The organism is Thiomicrorhabdus arctica DSM 13458, assembly GCF_000381085.1.
Lineage (GTDB): Bacteria > Pseudomonadota > Gammaproteobacteria > Thiomicrospirales > Thiomicrospiraceae > Thiomicrorhabdus > Thiomicrorhabdus arctica.
In genome coordinates this window covers 1,553,815-1,571,871 of the sequence record NZ_KB905899.1, presented here as the reverse complement: position 1 = coordinate 1,571,871, position 18,057 = coordinate 1,553,815, and the positions used below count along the sequence as shown (strand labels likewise).

Below are 18,057 nucleotides of genomic sequence, written 5' to 3'. Positions count from 1 at the left end.
TGTAAATTGTTGTTGACAGTGTGTAAAACTTCTATAGAATACGCACACACAATTTGGAGGGTTTCCCGAGTGGCCAAAGGGGGCAGACTGTAAATCTGCTGGCTCAGCCTTCGGAGGTTCGAATCCTCCACCCTCCACCATATTGCGGGTATCGTATATTGGCTATTACCTCGGCCTTCCAAGCCGATGAGAGGAGTTCGATTCTCCTTACCCGCTCCATATTTCAAAGGCTCTCTTTGTTAATTTGTTAATTCAAATTGATGGGGTGGGCCTTTTTAATTTGCTCTTATAGCTCAGTCGGTAGAGCGCATCCATGGTAAGGATGAGGTCATCGGTTCGATTCCGATTAAGAGCTCCAAATTTTAGAAATTAATTTGCATCGAACTGTATCAACAGTCGCTGCTACTATAGGAGATTACATCATGGCAAAAGCTAAGTTTTCACGCGATAAGCTTCACGTAAACGTTGGTACTATCGGTCACGTCGATCACGGTAAGACAACTCTTACAGCAGCACTAACAATTGTACAAGGTAGAAAGTTCGGTGGAGATGTTAAAGATTTCGCATCTATCGATAATGCACCAGAAGAAAGAGAGCGTGGTATCACAATCTCAACTTCACACGTTGAGTATGAGTCAGAGACTCGTCACTACGCACACGTAGATTGCCCGGGTCACGCCGATTATGTTAAGAACATGATCACTGGTGCTGCACAAATGGATGGCGCAATCCTAGTATGTTCAGCTGCTGATGGGCCAATGCCTCAGACGCGTGAGCACATCCTCCTTTCACGTCAGGTTGGTGTTCCATACATCGTTGTTTTCCTAAACAAAGCTGACATGGTTGATGATGAAGAGCTACTAGAATTAGTAGAGATGGAAGTTCGTGAGCTTCTTGATATGTACGAATTCCCTGGTGATGATACGCCAGTAATTATCGGTTCAGCAACGTTAGCCATTGCTGACGATCAGTCTGAAATCGGTGCACCTGCAGTAGAGCGTCTAGTTGCTGCGTTGGATTCATATATTCCAGATCCTATTCGTGAAACGGATAAGCCATTCCTAATGCCTGTAGAAGATATCTTCTCAATCCAAGGTCGTGGAACAGTCGCAACAGGACGTATCGAAACAGGTGTTGTTAAAGTTGGTGAAGTCATCCAGATCATTGGTATTCGTGACACAACTGAAACTACGGTTACCGGTGTTGAAATGTTCCGTAAGCTTCTTGACCAAGGTCAGGCAGGTGATAACGTTGGTATTCTTTTACGTGGTACTAAGCGTGAAGATATCGAACGTGGTCAGGTATTGGCACATAAAGGTACAATCACTCCGCACTCTAAGTTCGAAGCTGAAATTTATGTACTTTCAAAAGATGAAGGTGGACGCCACACTCCATTTTTCCAAGGTTACCGTCCACAGTTCTACTTCCGTACAACTGATGTGACTGGTGCATGTACCTTACCAGAAGGCACAGAAATGGTTATGCCTGGTGATAACGTACAAATGACAGTAGAGTTAATTAACCCAATCGCAATGAATGACGGTCTTCGTTTTGCCATTCGTGAAGGTGGACGTACTGTTGGTGCAGGTGTTGTAGCAAGAATTCTTGACTAAATAACGCTTGTAACACTGAGGAAGGGGATGTATAATCCCTTTTTTTTGGTGACACATTCCAGGGGTATAGCTCCAATTGGTAGAGCACCGGATTCCAAATCCGGGTGTTGGGAGTTCGAGTCTCTCTACCCCTGCCATATTCAAAACGACCTGTGTTTAACAAAGCACGGGTCGTTTTTACATTTAGCTGATAGGTTTATGAATAAAGAAATGCAAAAACAAAGCGAGTCGAACACACTTGATACTGCGAAGTTAATATTGGCGATTGCCATTTTAATTGGTTCGTTAGTAGGGTATTACGTATTTCAAGAAGTTCACGCGGTTCTCCGTGTTTTAGGTGTAGTAGTCGGTATAGGGCTTGCGCTATTTGTTCTTTATCTAACGAATGTCGGCCGAAGCTGGTACAGCTATCTTAGTCACGCCAAACGAGAAGTTAAACAAGTCGTATGGCCAACACGCCCAGAAACTGTGCAGATGACGTTAATCGTGTTTGTAGTAGTTATTCTTATGGGTATATTTTTGTGGTTGGTTGATATGTTCTTTATGTGGGCAGTAAAGCTATTAACAGGTCAAGGTGGTTAAGATGGCAAAGAGATGGTATGTCGTTCATGCGTATTCAGGTTATGAAAATAAAGTAAAAGCCAGTTTAGTTGATTATGTTGAACGCGCTGAGTTAGGTGAGTTTTTTGGTGAGATGTTGGTTCCTTCAGAGGAAGTCGTTGAAATTCGTGATGGTAAGAAACGCACGAGTGAGCGTAAATTTTTCCCTGGTTATGTTTTAGTACAGATGGAAATGAATGAAGATACCTGGCACTTAGTTAAAAGTGTGCCACAGGTAATGGGCTTCATTGGTGGGACAAAAGATCGTCCCGCGCCTATTTCTCAAAAAGAAGTGGATCGTATTCTTGAGCGTGTTGAAACAAGTGTTGATAAGCCACGTCCTAAGGTTATGTATGAGCCTGGTGAAATGGTTCGTGTAACCGAAGGTCCTTTCACGGATTTTGAAGCGGTGTTAGAGCGAGTCGATTACGACAGAAATAAATTGCAAGTGTCAGTATTAATATTTGGTCGTTCAACTCCGGTTGATCTTGAGTTTACTCAAGTAGAAAAAATTTAAACTGATTTAACAACAGGGGAGCCGAAAGGCGTTTGACCCAAATTAGGAGAGTATCATGGCTAAGAAAATTACAGCCTATATTAAATTGCAAGTGCCTGCAGGTGCTGCAAACCCAAGTCCACCAGTTGGTCCTGCTCTAGGTCAGCACGGTGTTAACATTATGGAATTCTGTAAAGCATTTAATGCTCAGACTCAAAGTCTTGAAGCTAAGATGCCTATTCCTGTCGTTATTTCTGTTTACAGTGATCGTAGTTTCACGTTTATCACTAAAACGCCTCCTGCTTCAATTCTTTTGAAGAAAGCAGCTGGAATTAAAAGTGGTAGTGCAATTCCGAATATGAATAAGGTTGGTACCGTTACTCGTGCGCAGTTGGAAGAAATTGCAACGACTAAAATGGCTGATCTTAATGCGAACGATTTAGACGCGGCTGTCAACATTATTGCGGGTTCTGCTCGTAGTATGGGCCTAGTGGTAGAGGGATAATAGAATGGCAAAGCTAACTAAAAAACAAAAAATCAGTTCAGAACGCGTTAATCGCGATATAGCTTATAACGTTATTGAAGGGTTTGATCTTGTTAAAGAATTAGCAACTTCGAAATTCGTTGAGTCTGTAGACGTTTCTATCCGTTTAGGGATTGATCCTCGTAAGTCTGACCAGGTAGTACGTGGTGCGACTGTTATGCCTAATGGTACTGGTAAAGACGTTCGCGTTGCAGTATTTACGGGTGAAGCGAACCAAGCAGCCGCTAAAGCAGCGGGTGCTGAGTTCGTTGGTATGGAAGAGCTTGCAGCTGAAATCAAGAAAGGCATGATGGACTTTGATGTCGTTATCGCTTCTCCTGATGCAATGCGTGTTGTTGGTATGTTGGGTCAGGTTCTTGGTCCTCGTGGTCTTATGCCTAACCCTAAGACGGGTACCGTTACACCTGACGTCGTTGGCGCGATCAATAATGCCAAGGCTGGTCAGGTTCGTTTCCGTGCGGATAAAGCAGGTAACGTTCATGCAGCAATCGGAACAGTTGGTTTCGATTCGGCAAAATTACAAGAAAATCTAAATGCTTTATTAGACGAGCTTAAGAAAGCTAAGCCTGCGTCTGCAAAAGGTGTTTATGTTAAGAAAGTGACTATCTCTTCTACAATGGGTCCAGGCCTATTGGTTGATCAGTCAACACTATAATTTTGGTTACGCACGTTAAGTGCGTAGGCATTATTTGCGAATTGGGACTCCTTATGAACATTAATTTGATCTCGAGTGAGTGCCCATCGCAGACCGTAGGTGAGTGCAGAGCATGCACTCTTAATAGTCATTAAGCCTACGTAGATGGAAGAGTCTACTCGTTCTTAGAATGAATAGGCTGCTTGGAGGGTAAAATGGCACTCAATATCGAAGGTAAAAAGCTTGTCGTTGAAGAAGTTTCTGCTGTTGTTGCAGATGCGGGTTCAATGATTGCCGCTGAATATCGTGGTTTGACTGTAGAGCAAATGACCCAGTTACGTGCTAGCGCTCGTGCTGCAGGTGTAAAAGTTCGTGTTGTTAAAAACACACTTGCACGCCGTGCAGTTGCTGGTACTAAGTTTGAAGACATGGGTGAGACATTCGTTGGTCCACTTGTGTTCGCTTTCTCTGGTGAAGAGTTAGGGAATGCGGCACGTGTATTCAAAGATTTCTCTAAAGATAATGCAGCACTTGTTGTCAAGTCATTATCTATTGGAGATGGGGTTATGGATGCTAGCCAATTGGCTATTATCGCAGCACTACCTACTTACGATGAAGCACTAAGTAAGCTTCTATATGTTATGAAAGAACCAGTTGCGAAAATTGCACGTGGTTTGGTTGCTATTAAAGAGCAAAAAGAAGCTGAAGCAGCTTAAGTTTTACTTAAGCACAAATTAAATAATATTAAAATTTTGGAGATTTCAAATGTCTATAACTAAAGAAGATATTCTAGAAGCAGTAGCTAACATGTCAGTAATGGATGTTGTTGCACTTGTTGAAGCAATGGAAGAGAAGTTCGGTGTATCAGCAGCTGCAGTAGCAGTAGCTGGTCCTGCTGGCGATGCATCAGCTGCAGAAGAGCAGACTGAATTTGATGTAATTCTGACTGGCGCTGGCGCAAACAAAGTAGCTGCAATCAAAGCAGTTCGTGCAGCAACTGGACTTGGGCTTAAAGAAGCTAAAGCTGCAGTAGAAAGTGCTCCTTTCACATTGAAAGAAGGCGCGTCTAAAGCAGAAGCAGATGCTTTAGCAGCTGAGCTTAAAGAAGCTGGTATTGAAGTAGAAGTTAAGTAATTTAACGCTACTTGCTGCGAAAGCAGCACTGAATTGGCTGGCGCCTTGGCGCCGGCCTTTTCTCGTTTTTAACAGTGTGTAAAAGTGTGTTAGTAACGTGTGGATAACTTGTTCATAGCTACTACAGTTTTATGCATTATTTTGTAACGATTGTTACATGCATCCGGACAATCATATCGTCGAGGTAAACGATGACATATTCATTAGTCGAAAAGAAACGAGTTCGTAAAGATTTTGCGAAACTTCCATCCATTCTAGAAGTTCCTTATTTGCTTTCTCTGCAGAAAGGGTCTTTCCATGATTTCTTACAGATAGATAAGAAGCCAGCCGAAAGAGCAAAAGTTGGTCTTCATTCTGCATTCAAATCTGTTTTCCCTATTCATGGGGTCGCAGGTACGGCAGATTTAGAATACGTTAGTTACCATATGGGTCAGCCTGAGTTTGACGTTAAAGAGTGTAAGCAACGTGGTGTGACTTATGCCTCTCCATTGCGCGTAAAAATGCGTTTGGTTCTTTTTGATAAGACTGCACCTGCTGGAAAGCGTCCTGTTAAGGATGTTAAAGAGCAGGAAGTTTATCTAGGCGATATTCCTTTAATGACCGATAACGGAACGTTTGTTATCAACGGAACCGAGCGTGTAATTGTGACTCAGTTACATCGTTCGCCTGGTGTTATCTTTGATAACGATAAAGGTAAGTCACACTCGTCTGGTAAGTTGTTGTTTAACGCTCGTGTTATTCCTTACCGTGGTTCTTGGTTAGATTTTGAGTTCGACCATAATGATTGTATGTTTGCGCGTATCGATCGTCGCCGTAAATTGCCCGTTTCAGTTTTCTTGCGTGCAATGGGTTTATCAAACGAAGATATTCTTTCAGAATTCTTTGTGGCCAATACAATTAAGATTACGCCTAAGGGTTATGAGCTTGTTCTTGATGCTGATCAGCTTAAGGGTGAGACCGCTGGTTTTGATATTGTGCATGATGGCAAAAAGATCATTACAGCTGGTAACAAAATCAATGCACGTCACGTTAAAGCGCTTAAAGAGTCTGGCGTTAAGAGTGCCATTGTTCCTGAAGAGTATTTGGTTGGTAAGGTACTTGCGTCTGGTGTGACGGATACCACCACTGGCGAGCTAGTTTGTCGTACTAATGAAGTTTTGACTGTTGAAACATTAGATAAGATTGCTCAGATTAAGGGTTGTGTTATCAGAGTTCTTTATATTGATGAATTAGATAATGGTCCTTATATCTCTGATACATTGAATCTTGATTCAACAACTTCTCAGCTTGAAGCTCAGGTTGAAATCTACCGTATGATGCGTCCTGGCGAGCCGCCAACTAAAGATTCATCAGAAGCGTTATTTAAAAGCTTATTTTTTGATGATGCGCGTTATGACTTATCTTCAGTAGGTCGTATGAAGCTAAACCGTCGTATGGGTCGTAAGAAAAATGACGGTGCAACCGTTCTTGAGAAGGAAGATATCCTTGACGTATTACGCGAGTTAATCAGTATACGTAATGGACTGACAATGGTCGATGATATCGATGCATTAGGTAACCGTCGTATTCGTGCGGTTGGTGAAATGGCTGAAAATGCATTTCGTGTCGGTCTAGTACGTGTTGAACGTGCAGTTAAAGAACGTTTGAATCAGGCTGAAACAGACGGTTTGTTGCCACAGGACTTGATTAACGCAAAGCCTGTATCGGCTGCGGTTAAAGAGTTCTTTGGTTCGAGTCAATTATCACAGTTTATGGATCAAGTTAACCCACTTTCGGAAGTGACGCATAAACGTCGTGTCTCGGCTCTTGGGCCTGGTGGTCTTACTCGTGAGCGTGCTGGATTTGAGGTGCGTGATGTTCATCCTACTCACTATGGTCGTGTTTGCCCTATTGAAACGCCAGAGGGACCTAACATTGGTCTGATCAATACCTTGGCTATTTATGCAAAAACCAATGAGTATGGTTTCCTGGAGACACCTTATCGTAAAGTGGTTAATGGACAGTTGACGGATGATGTGGAGTATATTTCTGCCATTGATGAAATGAAATACGTCATTGCTCAGGCCAGTGCAAATGTTGATGCGGAAGGGCGTTTTACTGACAATCTTATTTCGGCCCGTCATAAAAATGAATTTACGTTGGCTTCCCCTAAGGATGTCAATTTGATGGACGTTTCACCTAATCAGATTGTTTCTGTTGCGGCTAGTTTGATTCCATTCCTAGAGCATGATGATGCTAACCGTGCCCTAATGGGTGCCAACATGCAGCGTCAGGCCGTGCCGACATTACGTGCAGATAAGCCGTTGGTTGGGACTGGTATTGAAAAAATTGTCGCTATCGATTCTGGTGTAACCGTTATTGCCGAACGTGGTGGTGAAGTTTTGTCTTCAGATGCAGCGCGTATTGTTGTTCGAGTCAGTGCTGGTGAGATTAAAGATGGTGAGTCTGGTGTTGATATCTATAACTTAGTTAAATATCAGCGCTCTAACCAAAACACCTGTATCAACCAGAAGCCGATTGTTAAAGCCGGTGATCTAGTAGTACGTGGTGACGTAATGGCTGATGGTCCTTCAACCGATTTAGGTGAGTTGGCATTAGGTCAAAACATGCGTATCGCCTTTATGCCATGGAATGGTTATAACTTTGAGGATTCAATCCTAGTTTCTGAGCGTGTTGTTCAAGAAGATCGTTATACCACTATCCATATTGAAGAGTTGACCTGTTTAGCACGTGATACAAAGCTTGGTCCTGAAGAGATTACTGCGGATATTCCTAACGTTGGTGAGTCTGCATTAGGCCGTCTTGATGAGTGCGGTATTGTCTACGTTGGTGCTGAAGTTAAGCAAGGTGATATCCTGGTTGGTAAAGTAACGCCGAAGGGTGAGACTCAGCTAACACCTGAAGAGAAGCTTCTGCGAGCAATCTTTGGTGAAAAAGCGTCTGATGTGAAAGACACTTCTTTACGTGTAACTAAAGGTATCGAAGGTACCGTTATTGATGTTCAAGTCTTCACTCGTGAAGGGATTGATAAGGATGCTCGTGCATTAGAGATTCAAGAGCAGGAGCTGACAAAAGTCCGTAAGGATATTGATGAACAGTATACTATTCTAGAAAATGATACTTTGGAGCGTATTAAAACGATGCTTCTTGGTAAGAAGTTAGTTGACGGAACAGCTATCAATGATGAGTTTTTAGCGGGTGTAGAGCGTGCTAGATGGTTCGGTTTGAATGTTGATGATGCAGAAACGTCTCGTCAGTTAGAGTTGTTAGAAGCCCAACTTAAAGCCCAGCGTACTGAATACAATGAAGCTTATGAAGAAAAACGTAAGAAGTTAACGCAAGGCGACGATTTAGCGCCGGGTGTGTCTAAGATGGTTAAAGTATATGTTGCTATTAAGCGTCGTATCCAGCCAGGTGATAAAATGGCTGGTCGTCATGGTAACAAAGGTGTTATCTCGCGTATTTGTCCAGTTGAAGACATGCCATATGATGAAACGGGTCGCCCTGTTGACATCTGTCTTAACCCTTTAGGTGTTCCATCACGTATGAATGTTGGTCAGATCCTAGAAGTTCATTTAGGACTTGCTGCTGAAGGTCTGGGGACTAAGATTAACAATATGCTTCAAGAGCAAGCTGAAATTGTCGAGTTGAGAAAGTTCTTAGATAAAATCTATAACGAAACTCAAGGTCAATCTGTTGATTTTAACCAGTTTAGTGACGCTGAGATTGTAGAATTAGCTCACAATCTTAAAAAAGGTGTTCCAGTTGCTTCTCCAGTATTTGATGGTGCTTCTGAAGCGCAGATTAAATCTATGTTAAGACTTGCTGACTTGCCCGAGTCAGGCCAGATGAAGTTATTCGATGGTCAGACAGGTGAAGAGTTCGATCGTCCAGTCACCGTTGGTTATATGTATTATCTGAAATTGAATCACTTGGTTGATGACAAAATGCATGCACGTTCTACTGGGCCTTATAGCTTAGTCACACAGCAGCCATTGGGTGGTAAAGCTCAGTTTGGTGGGCAGCGTTTCGGTGAAATGGAAGTGTGGGCATTAGAGGCATATGGTGCGGCGTTTACACTGCAAGAAATGTTGACAGTTAAGTCAGATGATTTAAACGGTCGTACAAGAATGTATAAAAACATTGTTGATGGTAATGAGTACATGGAGCCTGGTATGCCTGAGTCGTTCAGTGTATTGCGTAAAGAGATTCGTGCATTAGGTATTGATATTGAGTTGGAGCAAGATTAATGAAAGATTTACTTGGATTTCTAAAAAAACAAAATGTTAGTAGTGATTTTGACGCTATTAAGGTGTCTCTTGCTTCTCCTGAAAAAATTCGTTCATGGTCTTTTGGTGAAGTTAAAAAGCCAGAGACAATTAACTATCGTACCTTTAAACCAGAACGTGATGGTTTGTTCTGTGCCAAGATTTTCGGACCAATCCGTGATTTTGAGTGTTTGTGCGGTAAGTATAAGCGCCTAAAGCATCGTGGTGTCATTTGTGAAAAATGTGGTGTTGAAGTTACTCAGTCTAAGGTTCGTCGTGAGCGTATGGGTCACATCGACTTAGCGACCTCTGTTGCACACATTTGGTTCCTAAAGTCACTGCCTTCTCGTATTGGTTTGATGTTAGATAAAACGTTGAAATCAATCGAGTCTGTATTGTATTTTGAAGCCTTCATGGTCGTTGACCCAGGATTAACGCCTTTAGAGCCTTGGCAGTTATTGACTGAAGAAGAGTATCTGGATGCTTTGGATGAGCATGGTGATGAATTTGAAGCCCTAATGGGCGCTGATGCCATCAAAAGAATGTTGCAATCAATTGATTTAGCCGGCGAAGCTGAAAGATTACGTGAAGAGGTTGAAAGTACAAACTCTGAAACTAAGCAGAAGAAGATTTCAAAACGCTTGAAGTTGATTGAGTCATTCCTAGGGTCTGGAAATAAGCCCGAATGGATGATTTTAGATGTTCTACCAGTATTACCGCCAGAACTTCGTCCATTAGTGCCACTTGATGGCGGTCGTTTTGCGACATCTGATTTGAACGATTTATACCGTCGTGTGATTAACCGTAATAACCGTTTGAAGCGATTATTAGATCTAATGGCTCCTGATATCATTGTTCGTAACGAAAAACGTATGTTGCAGGAATCTGTTGATTCCTTGTTGGATAACGGTCGTCGTGGTCGTGCAGTGACAGGGACTAACAAGCGTCAGCTTAAGTCTTTAGCCGATATGATCAAAGGAAAGCAAGGTCGTTTCCGTCAAAACTTACTTGGTAAGCGTGTTGATTATTCTGGTCGTTCAGTAATCGTAGTTGGACCGACATTGATGTTACATCAGTGTGGTTTGCCTAAGAAGATGGCTCTTGAATTATTCAAGCCATTTATCTTTAGTAAGTTACAAAAGCGCGGCTCTGCTCCAACGATCAAAGCGGCTAAGAAGATGGTAGAGCAAGGACTTCCAGAAGTTTGGGATGTATTAGATGAAGTCATTCGTGAGCATCCGATTCTTCTTAACCGTGCTCCGACACTACATAGATTAGGTATCCAAGCATTTGAACCAGTTCTGATCGAAGGTAAGGCAATTAATTTGCACCCTCTAGTTTGTTCTGCTTTCAACGCCGATTTCGATGGAGATCAGATGGCGGTACACGTACCTCTATCATTGGAAGCTCAGATTGAAGCGCGTACTTTGATGATGTCTACAAATAACCTATTGTCACCCGCTAATGGTGAGCCGATCATTGTTCCTTCACAGGATGTTGTATTGGGTCTTTATTATGTGACACGAGAGCAAATCAATGCAATCGGTGAAGGTATGGCGTTCTCTAACTGGCAAGAAGTTCAACGTGCCTTAGATGCAAATGTTGTCCATATTCATACAAGAATAAAGCTTAAGTTTATAGAAACATTAATAGATGATGAAGGTACCGAGAGCGTTTCGACACGTATTGTTGATACGACTGTTGGGCGTGCAATCATGTCAAGAATATTACCTAAAGGGTTAAGTTTTGATTTATTGAACCTTAATTTGACAAAGAAAAATATCAGTACTGTATTGAATACTTGTTACCGAGTATTAGGTCCTAAAGAGACTGTTATTTTTGCGGATCAGTTGATGTATGCTGGTTTCAAATGGTCAACAATGGGTGGTCTATCTTTCTGTTCTGATGATATGTTAATTCCGGATGAGAAAGCAGGTATTATCGATCGGGCGGAAGCACAGGTTGAAGAAATTCAGAATCAGTTTTCACAAGGTTTGGTTACTGAAGGTGAGCGTTATAACAAAGTTGTTGATATTTGGTCTCATACCAATGAATTGGTGACCAAAGCAATGATGCAAGAACTTCAGTTTGAAACCGTTATCGATGCAGAAGGCAATGAAATTCAACAAACTTCATTTAACTCCGTATATATGATGGCTGATTCTGGTGCTCGTGGTTCCGTTGCTCAGATGCGTCAGTTAGGTGGAATGCGTGGTTTGATGGCCAAGCCTGATGGATCAATCATTGAAACGCCGATCACAGCGAACTTCCGTGAAGGCTTGAACGTACTTCAGTACTTTATTTCGACTCACGGTGCTCGTAAAGGTTTAGCTGATACGGCATTGAAGACGGCTAACTCTGGTTACCTGACTCGTCGTTTAGTAGATGTTGCCCAGGATGTTGTGGTTACAGAACGTGATTGTGGAACCGAAGCTGGTGTCTTAATGAAGGCTCATGTTGAAGGTGGTGATGTTGTTGAAACCTTGAATGTCAGAGTTTTAGGTCGTTATACAAATGAAGATGTCATGACGCGTGATGGTAAGCTATTGATTACTAACGGCACGTTGATTGATGAGAAAATTGCCGGTGTTATAGATTCGAATGGTATCGATCATATTCTTGTTCGTTCGCCAATGACATGTGAAACTAAGTTTGGTATTTGTCAGCAGTGTTACGGTCGAGATTTAGCTCGTGGTCATTTAGTTAATATGGGTGAAGCTGTCGGTGTTATGGCAGCTCAGTCTATCGGTGAGCCTGGTACTCAGTTAACCATGCGTACTTTCCATATCGGTGGTACGGCCTCTGGTTCAGCTGCACAAAGTCAGATTGAAGTTAAGCATGCAGGTACAGTTAAGTATGACGCGATTAAGACCATTACTAATCCAGACGGTCAAATCGTAGTCACATCTCGTTCTGGTGTGGTTTCTATTCTAGATGAAACGGGTCGTGAACAAGAGCGTTATAAAATCTTATATGGTAGTTTGTTAACGGTTAAAGATAATGGTTCGATTACGGCTGGTGAGATACTTTCTCAGTGGGATCCGCATACTCACCCAGTTATTACAGAAGTTTCTGGTCAAGCAATCTTTGGTAACTTCGATGGTGCCGTTGAGGAAACTATTGATGAGTTAACAGGTTTAACCACTCACGTGGTTAAAGATGCTAAAGAGCGTGCTACTGCAGCAAAAGAAGCTCGTCCGTTTATTGCATTGGTCAACGCAGCAGGTGAAGCTATTAACTTCCCAGGCACGCAGACTCCTGCAATATATTACTTGCCAGAAAACGGTGTTGTTGTTATTCAAGAGAATGCAGAGATCGGTGCGGGTCAAGTACTCGCACGTATTCCTCAAGCATCTTCGAAAAACAAGGATATTACGGGTGGTCTACCTCGTGTTGCTGACTTGTTTGAAGCGCGTCAGCCTAAAGAGCCTTCTATCATGGCAGAAGTTTCTGGTGTGGTAGGTTTCGGTAAAGAAACGAAAGGTAAGCAGCGTCTTGTTATCACTCAAGATAGTGGCGAACAGTATGAAGACTTGATTCCTAAGTGGCGTAAAGTCAGCGTATTTGAAGGTGAGCGTGTAGAAAAAGGGGATATCGTTGTAGATGGTAACCCTAACCCTCATGACATCTTGCGTTTATTGGGAATGAAAAAGCTTGCTGAGTATATTGTGGACGAAGTTCAAGATGTATATCGCTTGCAAGGTGTTAAAATCAACGATAAACACATTGAGACAATTGTTCGTCAAATGCTTCGTAAAGTTGAAATTAAAACTGTTGGCGATACGGGTCTTATTAAAGGTGAGCAAACAGAGTACTCTAAAGTGCTTCGTCTAAATGAGCAAGCACGTGAAGCTGGTGAAGTTGAAGCCACTTACGATCGTGTCTTATTAGGTATCACTAAAGCATCATTGGCGACTGAGTCTTTTATCTCAGCCGCTTCATTCCAAGAAACAACGCGTGTATTAACAGAAGCTGCTGTCAGTGGTAAACGTGATAGATTAGTTGGTTTGAAGGAAAATGTTATTGTCGGTCGCTTGATTCCAGCTGGTACAGGTTTTGCCTATCACATAGCTAGAAGAAAGGCTGCCGAGAAAGCAGCAGAAGAATTACAAGTTTTTATGAAAACGGAAGAAGTTTCTGAAACCGTTGATGAAGTTGTAGAACTCACTGCAGAAGTAGTAGAAAAAGAAACCCCAGAGGTCGAGGCCTAATCTAAATAATTTCAAGTAGTTAATGCTTGACTTATGTTGTTTAGGCCTTTAGAATCCTCTATCCTTATTTGCGGACTAATAATTGGTCCGCAATTCGTATTAAAGTTAGAGTTAATCTCAAATTTGGAGAGAAAGAATGGCGACTATTAACCAGTTGGTGCGTAAGCCGCGTAAAGATAAACGTAAGATTTCAAACGTAGCAGCGTTAGAGGCTTGTCCTCAGCGTCGTGGTGTTTGTACGCGTGTTTATACAACGACCCCTAAGAAGCCTAACTCTGCTCTGCGTAAAGTTGCGCGTGTACGATTAACAAATGGTTATGAAGTAGCTTCCTATATTGGTGGTGAAGGTCATAACTTGCAAGAGCACTCGGTTATTCTTATCCGTGGTGGTCGTGTTAAAGATTTACCTGGTGTACGTTACCATACAGTTCGTGGAGCATTAGATTGCGCCGGCGTTTCTGAGCGTAGACAAGGTCGTTCAAAGTACGGTGCAAAACGTCCTAAAGGTTAGTAACTAACTTTTAACATACGATTTGCAGTTTTGTGTAATATTTATACCGGAAGAGTTAAGAATGGCAAGAAGAAGAGAAATACCAAAAAGACAGGTTTTACCTGATCCGAAGTTCGGCGATTTGACGCTAACTAAATTTGTAAACATGATTATGGTCAGTGGTAAAAAAGCCATTGCTGAAAAAATTGTTTATGACGCATTAGATGTTGTTGTTGAGCGTAAGAATGGCGGCGATCATGCTGCATTTTTGAAAGAAGCACTTGAAAACGTTGGTCCAATGGTCGAAGTTAAATCTCGACGTGTTGGTGGTGCAACGTATCAGGTTCCTGTAGAAGTTCGCCCAGAGCGTAAAGTAGCTTTAGCTATGCGTTGGACGGTTGATGCTGCTCGTAAACGTAGCGAGAAAGGTATGATGCTGCGTTTAGCTGGTGAGCTTAGCGATGCCCTCGAGGGTCGAGGTTCTGCGGTTAAGAAAAAAGAAGATACTCACAGAATGGCCGAGGCAAACAAAGCCTTCTCACATTTCCGTTGGTAATCTGATTAGGGCCCTATTTAGGGCCTTTATTTTTTGTACAATTTAAAAAAGGTTATTAAAGTGGCACGTACAACCCCTTTAAATCAATACCGAAATATCGGTATTATGGCGCACATCGATGCGGGTAAGACAACAACAACTGAACGTATCCTGTATTACACGGGTGTATCTCACAAAATTGGTGAAGTGCATGACGGTGGTGCGACGATGGATTGGATGGAGCAGGAGCAGGAGCGTGGTATTACTATCACATCTGCTGCAACTACTTGTCACTGGAGCGGGATGGCTAAGCAGTATCCACAGCACCGCATCAATATTATTGATACTCCAGGTCACGTTGATTTTACAATCGAAGTAGAGCGTTCACTGCGCGTACTTGATGGTGCAGTAACATGTTTCTGTTCAGTAAGTGGTGTTGAGCCTCAGTCTGAAACGGTATGGCGTCAAGCGGATAAGTATGGCGTGCCACGTATGGGCTTTGTAAACAAAATGGATCGTGCTGGTGCTAACTTCTTGAACGTTAACCAAATGGTTATTGATCGTTTAGGGGCTAATCCTGTTCCAATGCAACTACCTATCGGTGCTGAAGAGACTTTCCGCGGTGTGGTTGATTTGGTGAAAATGAAAGCAATTTATTGGGAAGAAGAGAATATGGGTATGGAGTTTCGTTATGAAGAAATTCCGGCTGATATGATCGATGAAGCCAATAAGTGGCGTGAGCAAATGGTTGAGTCAGCTGCAGAAGCTACTGAAGAGCTTATGGATAAGTACCTTGAAGAAGGTGAGTTAACAGAAGAAGAGATTAAGATGGGTATCCGTCTTCGTTGTATCGCTGTTGAGATCGTTCCAATGTTCTGTGGTTCTGCTTTCAAGAATAAAGGTGTTCAAACCCTGCTTGATGCGGTGATTGATTATATGCCAGCTCCAGTTGATGTTCCACCTATTGCCGGAGAATTGGAAGATGGAACACCTGCTGTCCGTCATTCAACGGATGATGAGCCGTTTGCCTCTCTTGCGTTTAAAATTATGACGGATCCATATGTAGGTACATTGACTTTCTTCCGTGTTTATTCTGGTTCTTTACCTGCAGGTAGTCCAGTTTACAACTCAACTAAAGAGAAACGTGAACGTGTCGGTCGTTTGTTACAAATGCACTCTAACTCTCGTGAAGAGATTAAGGAAGTTCGTGCGGGTGACATTGCTTGTGCGGTAGGTCTGAAATCTACTACAACGGGTGATACTCTATGTGATCCAGACAATCGCATTGTACTTGAGCGTATGGAATTTCCTGATCCAGTTATCTCAATCGCAATTGAGCCGAAAACTAAGCCTGATCAAGAGAAGATGGGAATCGCTCTTCAGAAACTTGCTGCCGAAGATCCGTCTTTCCGTGTACATTCTGATGAAGAAACCGGTCAGACTATTATCTCTGGTATGGGTGAGCTTCACCTTGATATTATCGTAGATCGAATGAAGCGTGAATTTGGTGTTGAAGCGAATGTTGGTGCACCACAAGTTTCTTATCGTGAAACGATTACGAAAGAAGTTGAAGTAGATGGAAAGTTTGTCCGTCAGTCAGGTGGTCGTGGTCAGTATGGTCATGTTGTCTTCAAAATGAAGCCTCGTGAGCCTGGTGAAGGATTTGAATTTATCAACAGTACTGTTGGTGGTTCGGTCCCGCGTGAGTATATTGGTGCTGTAGAGAAAGGTGCTAAAGCTCAACTTGAAAACGGCGTGCTTGCAGGATTCCCTATGGTGGATGTAAGTGTCGAGTTAATTGATGGTTCATATCATGATGTCGATTCCAATGAAATGGCGTTCTCTGTTGCTGCTGGAATGGGTATTAAGAATGGTGTTGCGGAAGCGGACGCTGTTATTCTTGAGCCTATCATGGATGTAGAGGTTACTACTCCTGAAGATTACATGGGTGATATCATTGGTGATTTGAATAGACGTCGTGGTTTGGTAACAAGCATGACTGATATTCCTGCAGGTAAGGCTATTAAGGCCGAAGTTCCATTGTCTGAGATGTTTGGTTATTCAAACTCTATGCGCTCATTGACTCAAGGTCGTGCTAACTATAGTATGACTTTTATGAAGTATAATCATGCGCCTAGAAACATCCAAGATGAAATCATGACAAGTGCCAAAAAAGGCTCTTAATCAATTTAATTATTTAGGCCTCGTTCTATAGCGAGGTCCTTGTTTAATATAGGTATTTTAAAATGGCAAAAGCTAAGTTTTCACGCGATAAGCTTCACGTAAACGTTGGTACTATCGGTCACGTCGATCACGGTAAGACAACTCTTACAGCAGCACTAACAATCGTACAAGGTAGAAAGTTCGGTGGAGATGTTAAAGATTTCGCATCTATCGATAATGCACCAGAAGAAAGAGAGCGTGGTATCACAATCTCAACTTCACACGTTGAGTATGAGTCAGAGACTCGTCACTACGCACACGTAGATTGCCCGGGTCACGCCGATTATGTTAAGAACATGATCACTGGTGCTGCACAAATGGATGGCGCAATCCTAGTATGTTCAGCTGCTGATGGGCCAATGCCTCAGACGCGTGAGCACATCCTTCTTTCACGTCAGGTTGGTGTTCCATACATCGTTGTTTTCCTAAACAAAGCTGACATGGTTGATGATGAAGAGTTACTAGAATTAGTAGAGATGGAAGTTCGTGAGCTTCTTGATATGTACGAATTCCCTGGTGATGATACGCCAGTAATTATCGGTTCAGCAACGTTAGCCATTGCTGACGATCAGTCTGAAATCGGTGCACCTGCAGTAGAGCGTCTAGTTGCTGCATTGGATTCATATATTCCAGATCCTATTCGTGAAACGGATAAGCCATTCCTAATGCCTGTAGAAGATATCTTCTCAATCCAAGGTCGTGGAACAGTCGCAACAGGACGTATCGAAACAGGTGTTGTTAAAGTTGGTGAAGTCATCCAGATCATTGGTATTCGTGACACAACTGAAACTACGGTTACCGGTGTTGAAATGTTCCGTAAGCTTCTTGACCAAGGTCAGGCAGGTGATAACGTTGGTATTCTTTTACGTGGTACTAAGCGTGAAGATATCGAACGTGGTCAGGTATTGGCACATAAAGGTACAATCACTCCGCACTCTAAGTTCGAAGCTGAAATTTATGTACTTTCAAAAGATGAAGGTGGACGCCACACTCCATTTTTCCAAGGTTACCGTCCACAGTTCTACTTCCGTACAACTGATGTGACTGGTGCATGTACCTTACCAGAAGGCACAGAAATGGTTATGCCTGGTGATAACGTACAAATGACAGTAGAGTTAATTAACCCAATCGCAATGAATGACGGTCTTCGTTTTGCCATTCGTGAAGGTGGACGTACTGTTGGTGCAGGTGTTGTAGCAAGAATTCTTGATTAAAACTACACTTGTTTCATAAGAAAGAGGGCTATATGCCCTCTTTTTTTGTATCTATAATAAGGGGTTGTTTTAATTGGATTATGTTGCTATAATCC

13 protein-coding genes and 4 tRNA genes are annotated in these 18,057 nt (G+C 42.4%); all 17 read left to right on the top strand.

The genetic code is table 11. The features are described from left to right. Positions 1 to 55: 55 nt before the first annotated feature. The 17 genes from F612_RS0107380 (at position 56) to tuf (F612_RS0107300) (ending at position 17,962) form a co-directional block, all read left to right on the top strand. Positions 56 to 140, top strand: a tRNA-Tyr gene (locus F612_RS0107380). A gap of 4 nt (positions 141 to 144) precedes the next feature. Further along, positions 145 to 219: transfer RNA gene (locus tag F612_RS0107375), tRNA-Gly, on the top strand. A gap of 63 nt (positions 220 to 282) precedes the next feature. Further along, positions 283 to 358: transfer RNA gene (locus tag F612_RS0107370), tRNA-Thr, on the top strand. Between the two features lie 64 nt (positions 359 to 422). Then, positions 423 to 1,613: an elongation factor Tu gene (gene tuf / locus F612_RS0107365; protein WP_019557109.1), complete on the top strand. Its 1,191-nt coding sequence runs from the start codon at positions 423 to 425 to the stop codon at positions 1,611 to 1,613. 60 nt (positions 1,614 to 1,673) lie between these two features. After that, positions 1,674 to 1,750, top strand: a tRNA-Trp gene (locus F612_RS0107360). 61 nt (positions 1,751 to 1,811) lie between these two features. Beyond that, positions 1,812 to 2,195 (top strand): preprotein translocase subunit SecE, encoded by a 384-nt coding sequence (gene secE / locus F612_RS13130; protein WP_019557120.1) that lies wholly within the window; start codon positions 1,812 to 1,814, stop codon positions 2,193 to 2,195. A gap of 1 nt (position 2,196) precedes the next feature. Further along, the gene (nusG, locus tag F612_RS0107350) at positions 2,197 to 2,730 is read left to right on the top strand and encodes a transcription termination/antitermination protein NusG (protein WP_019557119.1); all 534 of its coding nucleotides are present in this window, start codon (positions 2,197 to 2,199) and stop codon (positions 2,728 to 2,730) included. 55 nt (positions 2,731 to 2,785) lie between these two features. Beyond that, on the top strand, positions 2,786 to 3,214 hold the full coding sequence (rplK, locus tag F612_RS0107345) for a 50S ribosomal protein L11 (RefSeq protein ID WP_019557118.1): 429 nt from the start codon (positions 2,786 to 2,788) through the stop codon (positions 3,212 to 3,214). A gap of 4 nt (positions 3,215 to 3,218) precedes the next feature. Further along, positions 3,219 to 3,908, top strand: coding sequence for a 50S ribosomal protein L1 (gene rplA / locus F612_RS0107340; protein WP_019557117.1), 690 nt, complete (start codon positions 3,219 to 3,221; stop codon positions 3,906 to 3,908). Positions 3,909 to 4,102: 194 nt separating this feature from the next. Further along, a complete protein-coding gene (gene rplJ, locus F612_RS0107335; RefSeq protein WP_019557116.1) occupies positions 4,103 to 4,603 on the top strand; it encodes a 50S ribosomal protein L10 in 501 nt (166 codons plus the stop codon). Between the two features lie 49 nt (positions 4,604 to 4,652). Next, positions 4,653 to 5,021 carry a 50S ribosomal protein L7/L12 gene (gene rplL, locus F612_RS0107330; RefSeq protein ID WP_019557115.1) on the top strand — a complete coding sequence of 123 codons (369 nt, stop codon included), beginning with the start codon at positions 4,653 to 4,655 and terminating at the stop codon, positions 5,019 to 5,021. A 191-nt stretch (positions 5,022 to 5,212) separates the two neighbouring features. Further along, a complete protein-coding gene (gene rpoB / locus F612_RS0107325; protein ID WP_019557114.1) occupies positions 5,213 to 9,271 on the top strand; it encodes a DNA-directed RNA polymerase subunit beta in 4,059 nt (1,352 codons plus the stop codon). Next, complete coding sequence (gene rpoC / locus F612_RS0107320) at positions 9,271 to 13,500, top strand: DNA-directed RNA polymerase subunit beta' (RefSeq protein ID WP_019557113.1); 4,230 nt, start codon at positions 9,271 to 9,273, stop codon at positions 13,498 to 13,500. Before rpoB ends, rpoC begins: the two co-directional genes overlap by 1 nt. Before the next feature lie 136 nt (positions 13,501 to 13,636). Beyond that, on the top strand, positions 13,637 to 14,011 hold the full coding sequence (gene rpsL / locus F612_RS0107315) for a 30S ribosomal protein S12 (RefSeq protein WP_019557112.1): 375 nt from the start codon (positions 13,637 to 13,639) through the stop codon (positions 14,009 to 14,011). A 61-nt stretch (positions 14,012 to 14,072) separates the two neighbouring features. Continuing rightward, positions 14,073 to 14,546, top strand: coding sequence for a 30S ribosomal protein S7 (gene rpsG, locus F612_RS0107310; protein WP_019557111.1), 474 nt, complete (start codon positions 14,073 to 14,075; stop codon positions 14,544 to 14,546). 60 nt (positions 14,547 to 14,606) lie between these two features. Then, positions 14,607 to 16,709, top strand: a complete 2,103-nt coding sequence (fusA, locus tag F612_RS0107305) for an elongation factor G (RefSeq protein WP_019557110.1) — start codon at positions 14,607 to 14,609, stop codon at positions 16,707 to 16,709. Positions 16,710 to 16,771: 62 nt separating this feature from the next. After that, positions 16,772 to 17,962 (top strand): elongation factor Tu, encoded by a 1,191-nt coding sequence (tuf, locus tag F612_RS0107300; protein WP_019557109.1) that lies wholly within the window; start codon positions 16,772 to 16,774, stop codon positions 17,960 to 17,962. Positions 17,963 to 18,057 lie beyond the last annotated feature (95 nt).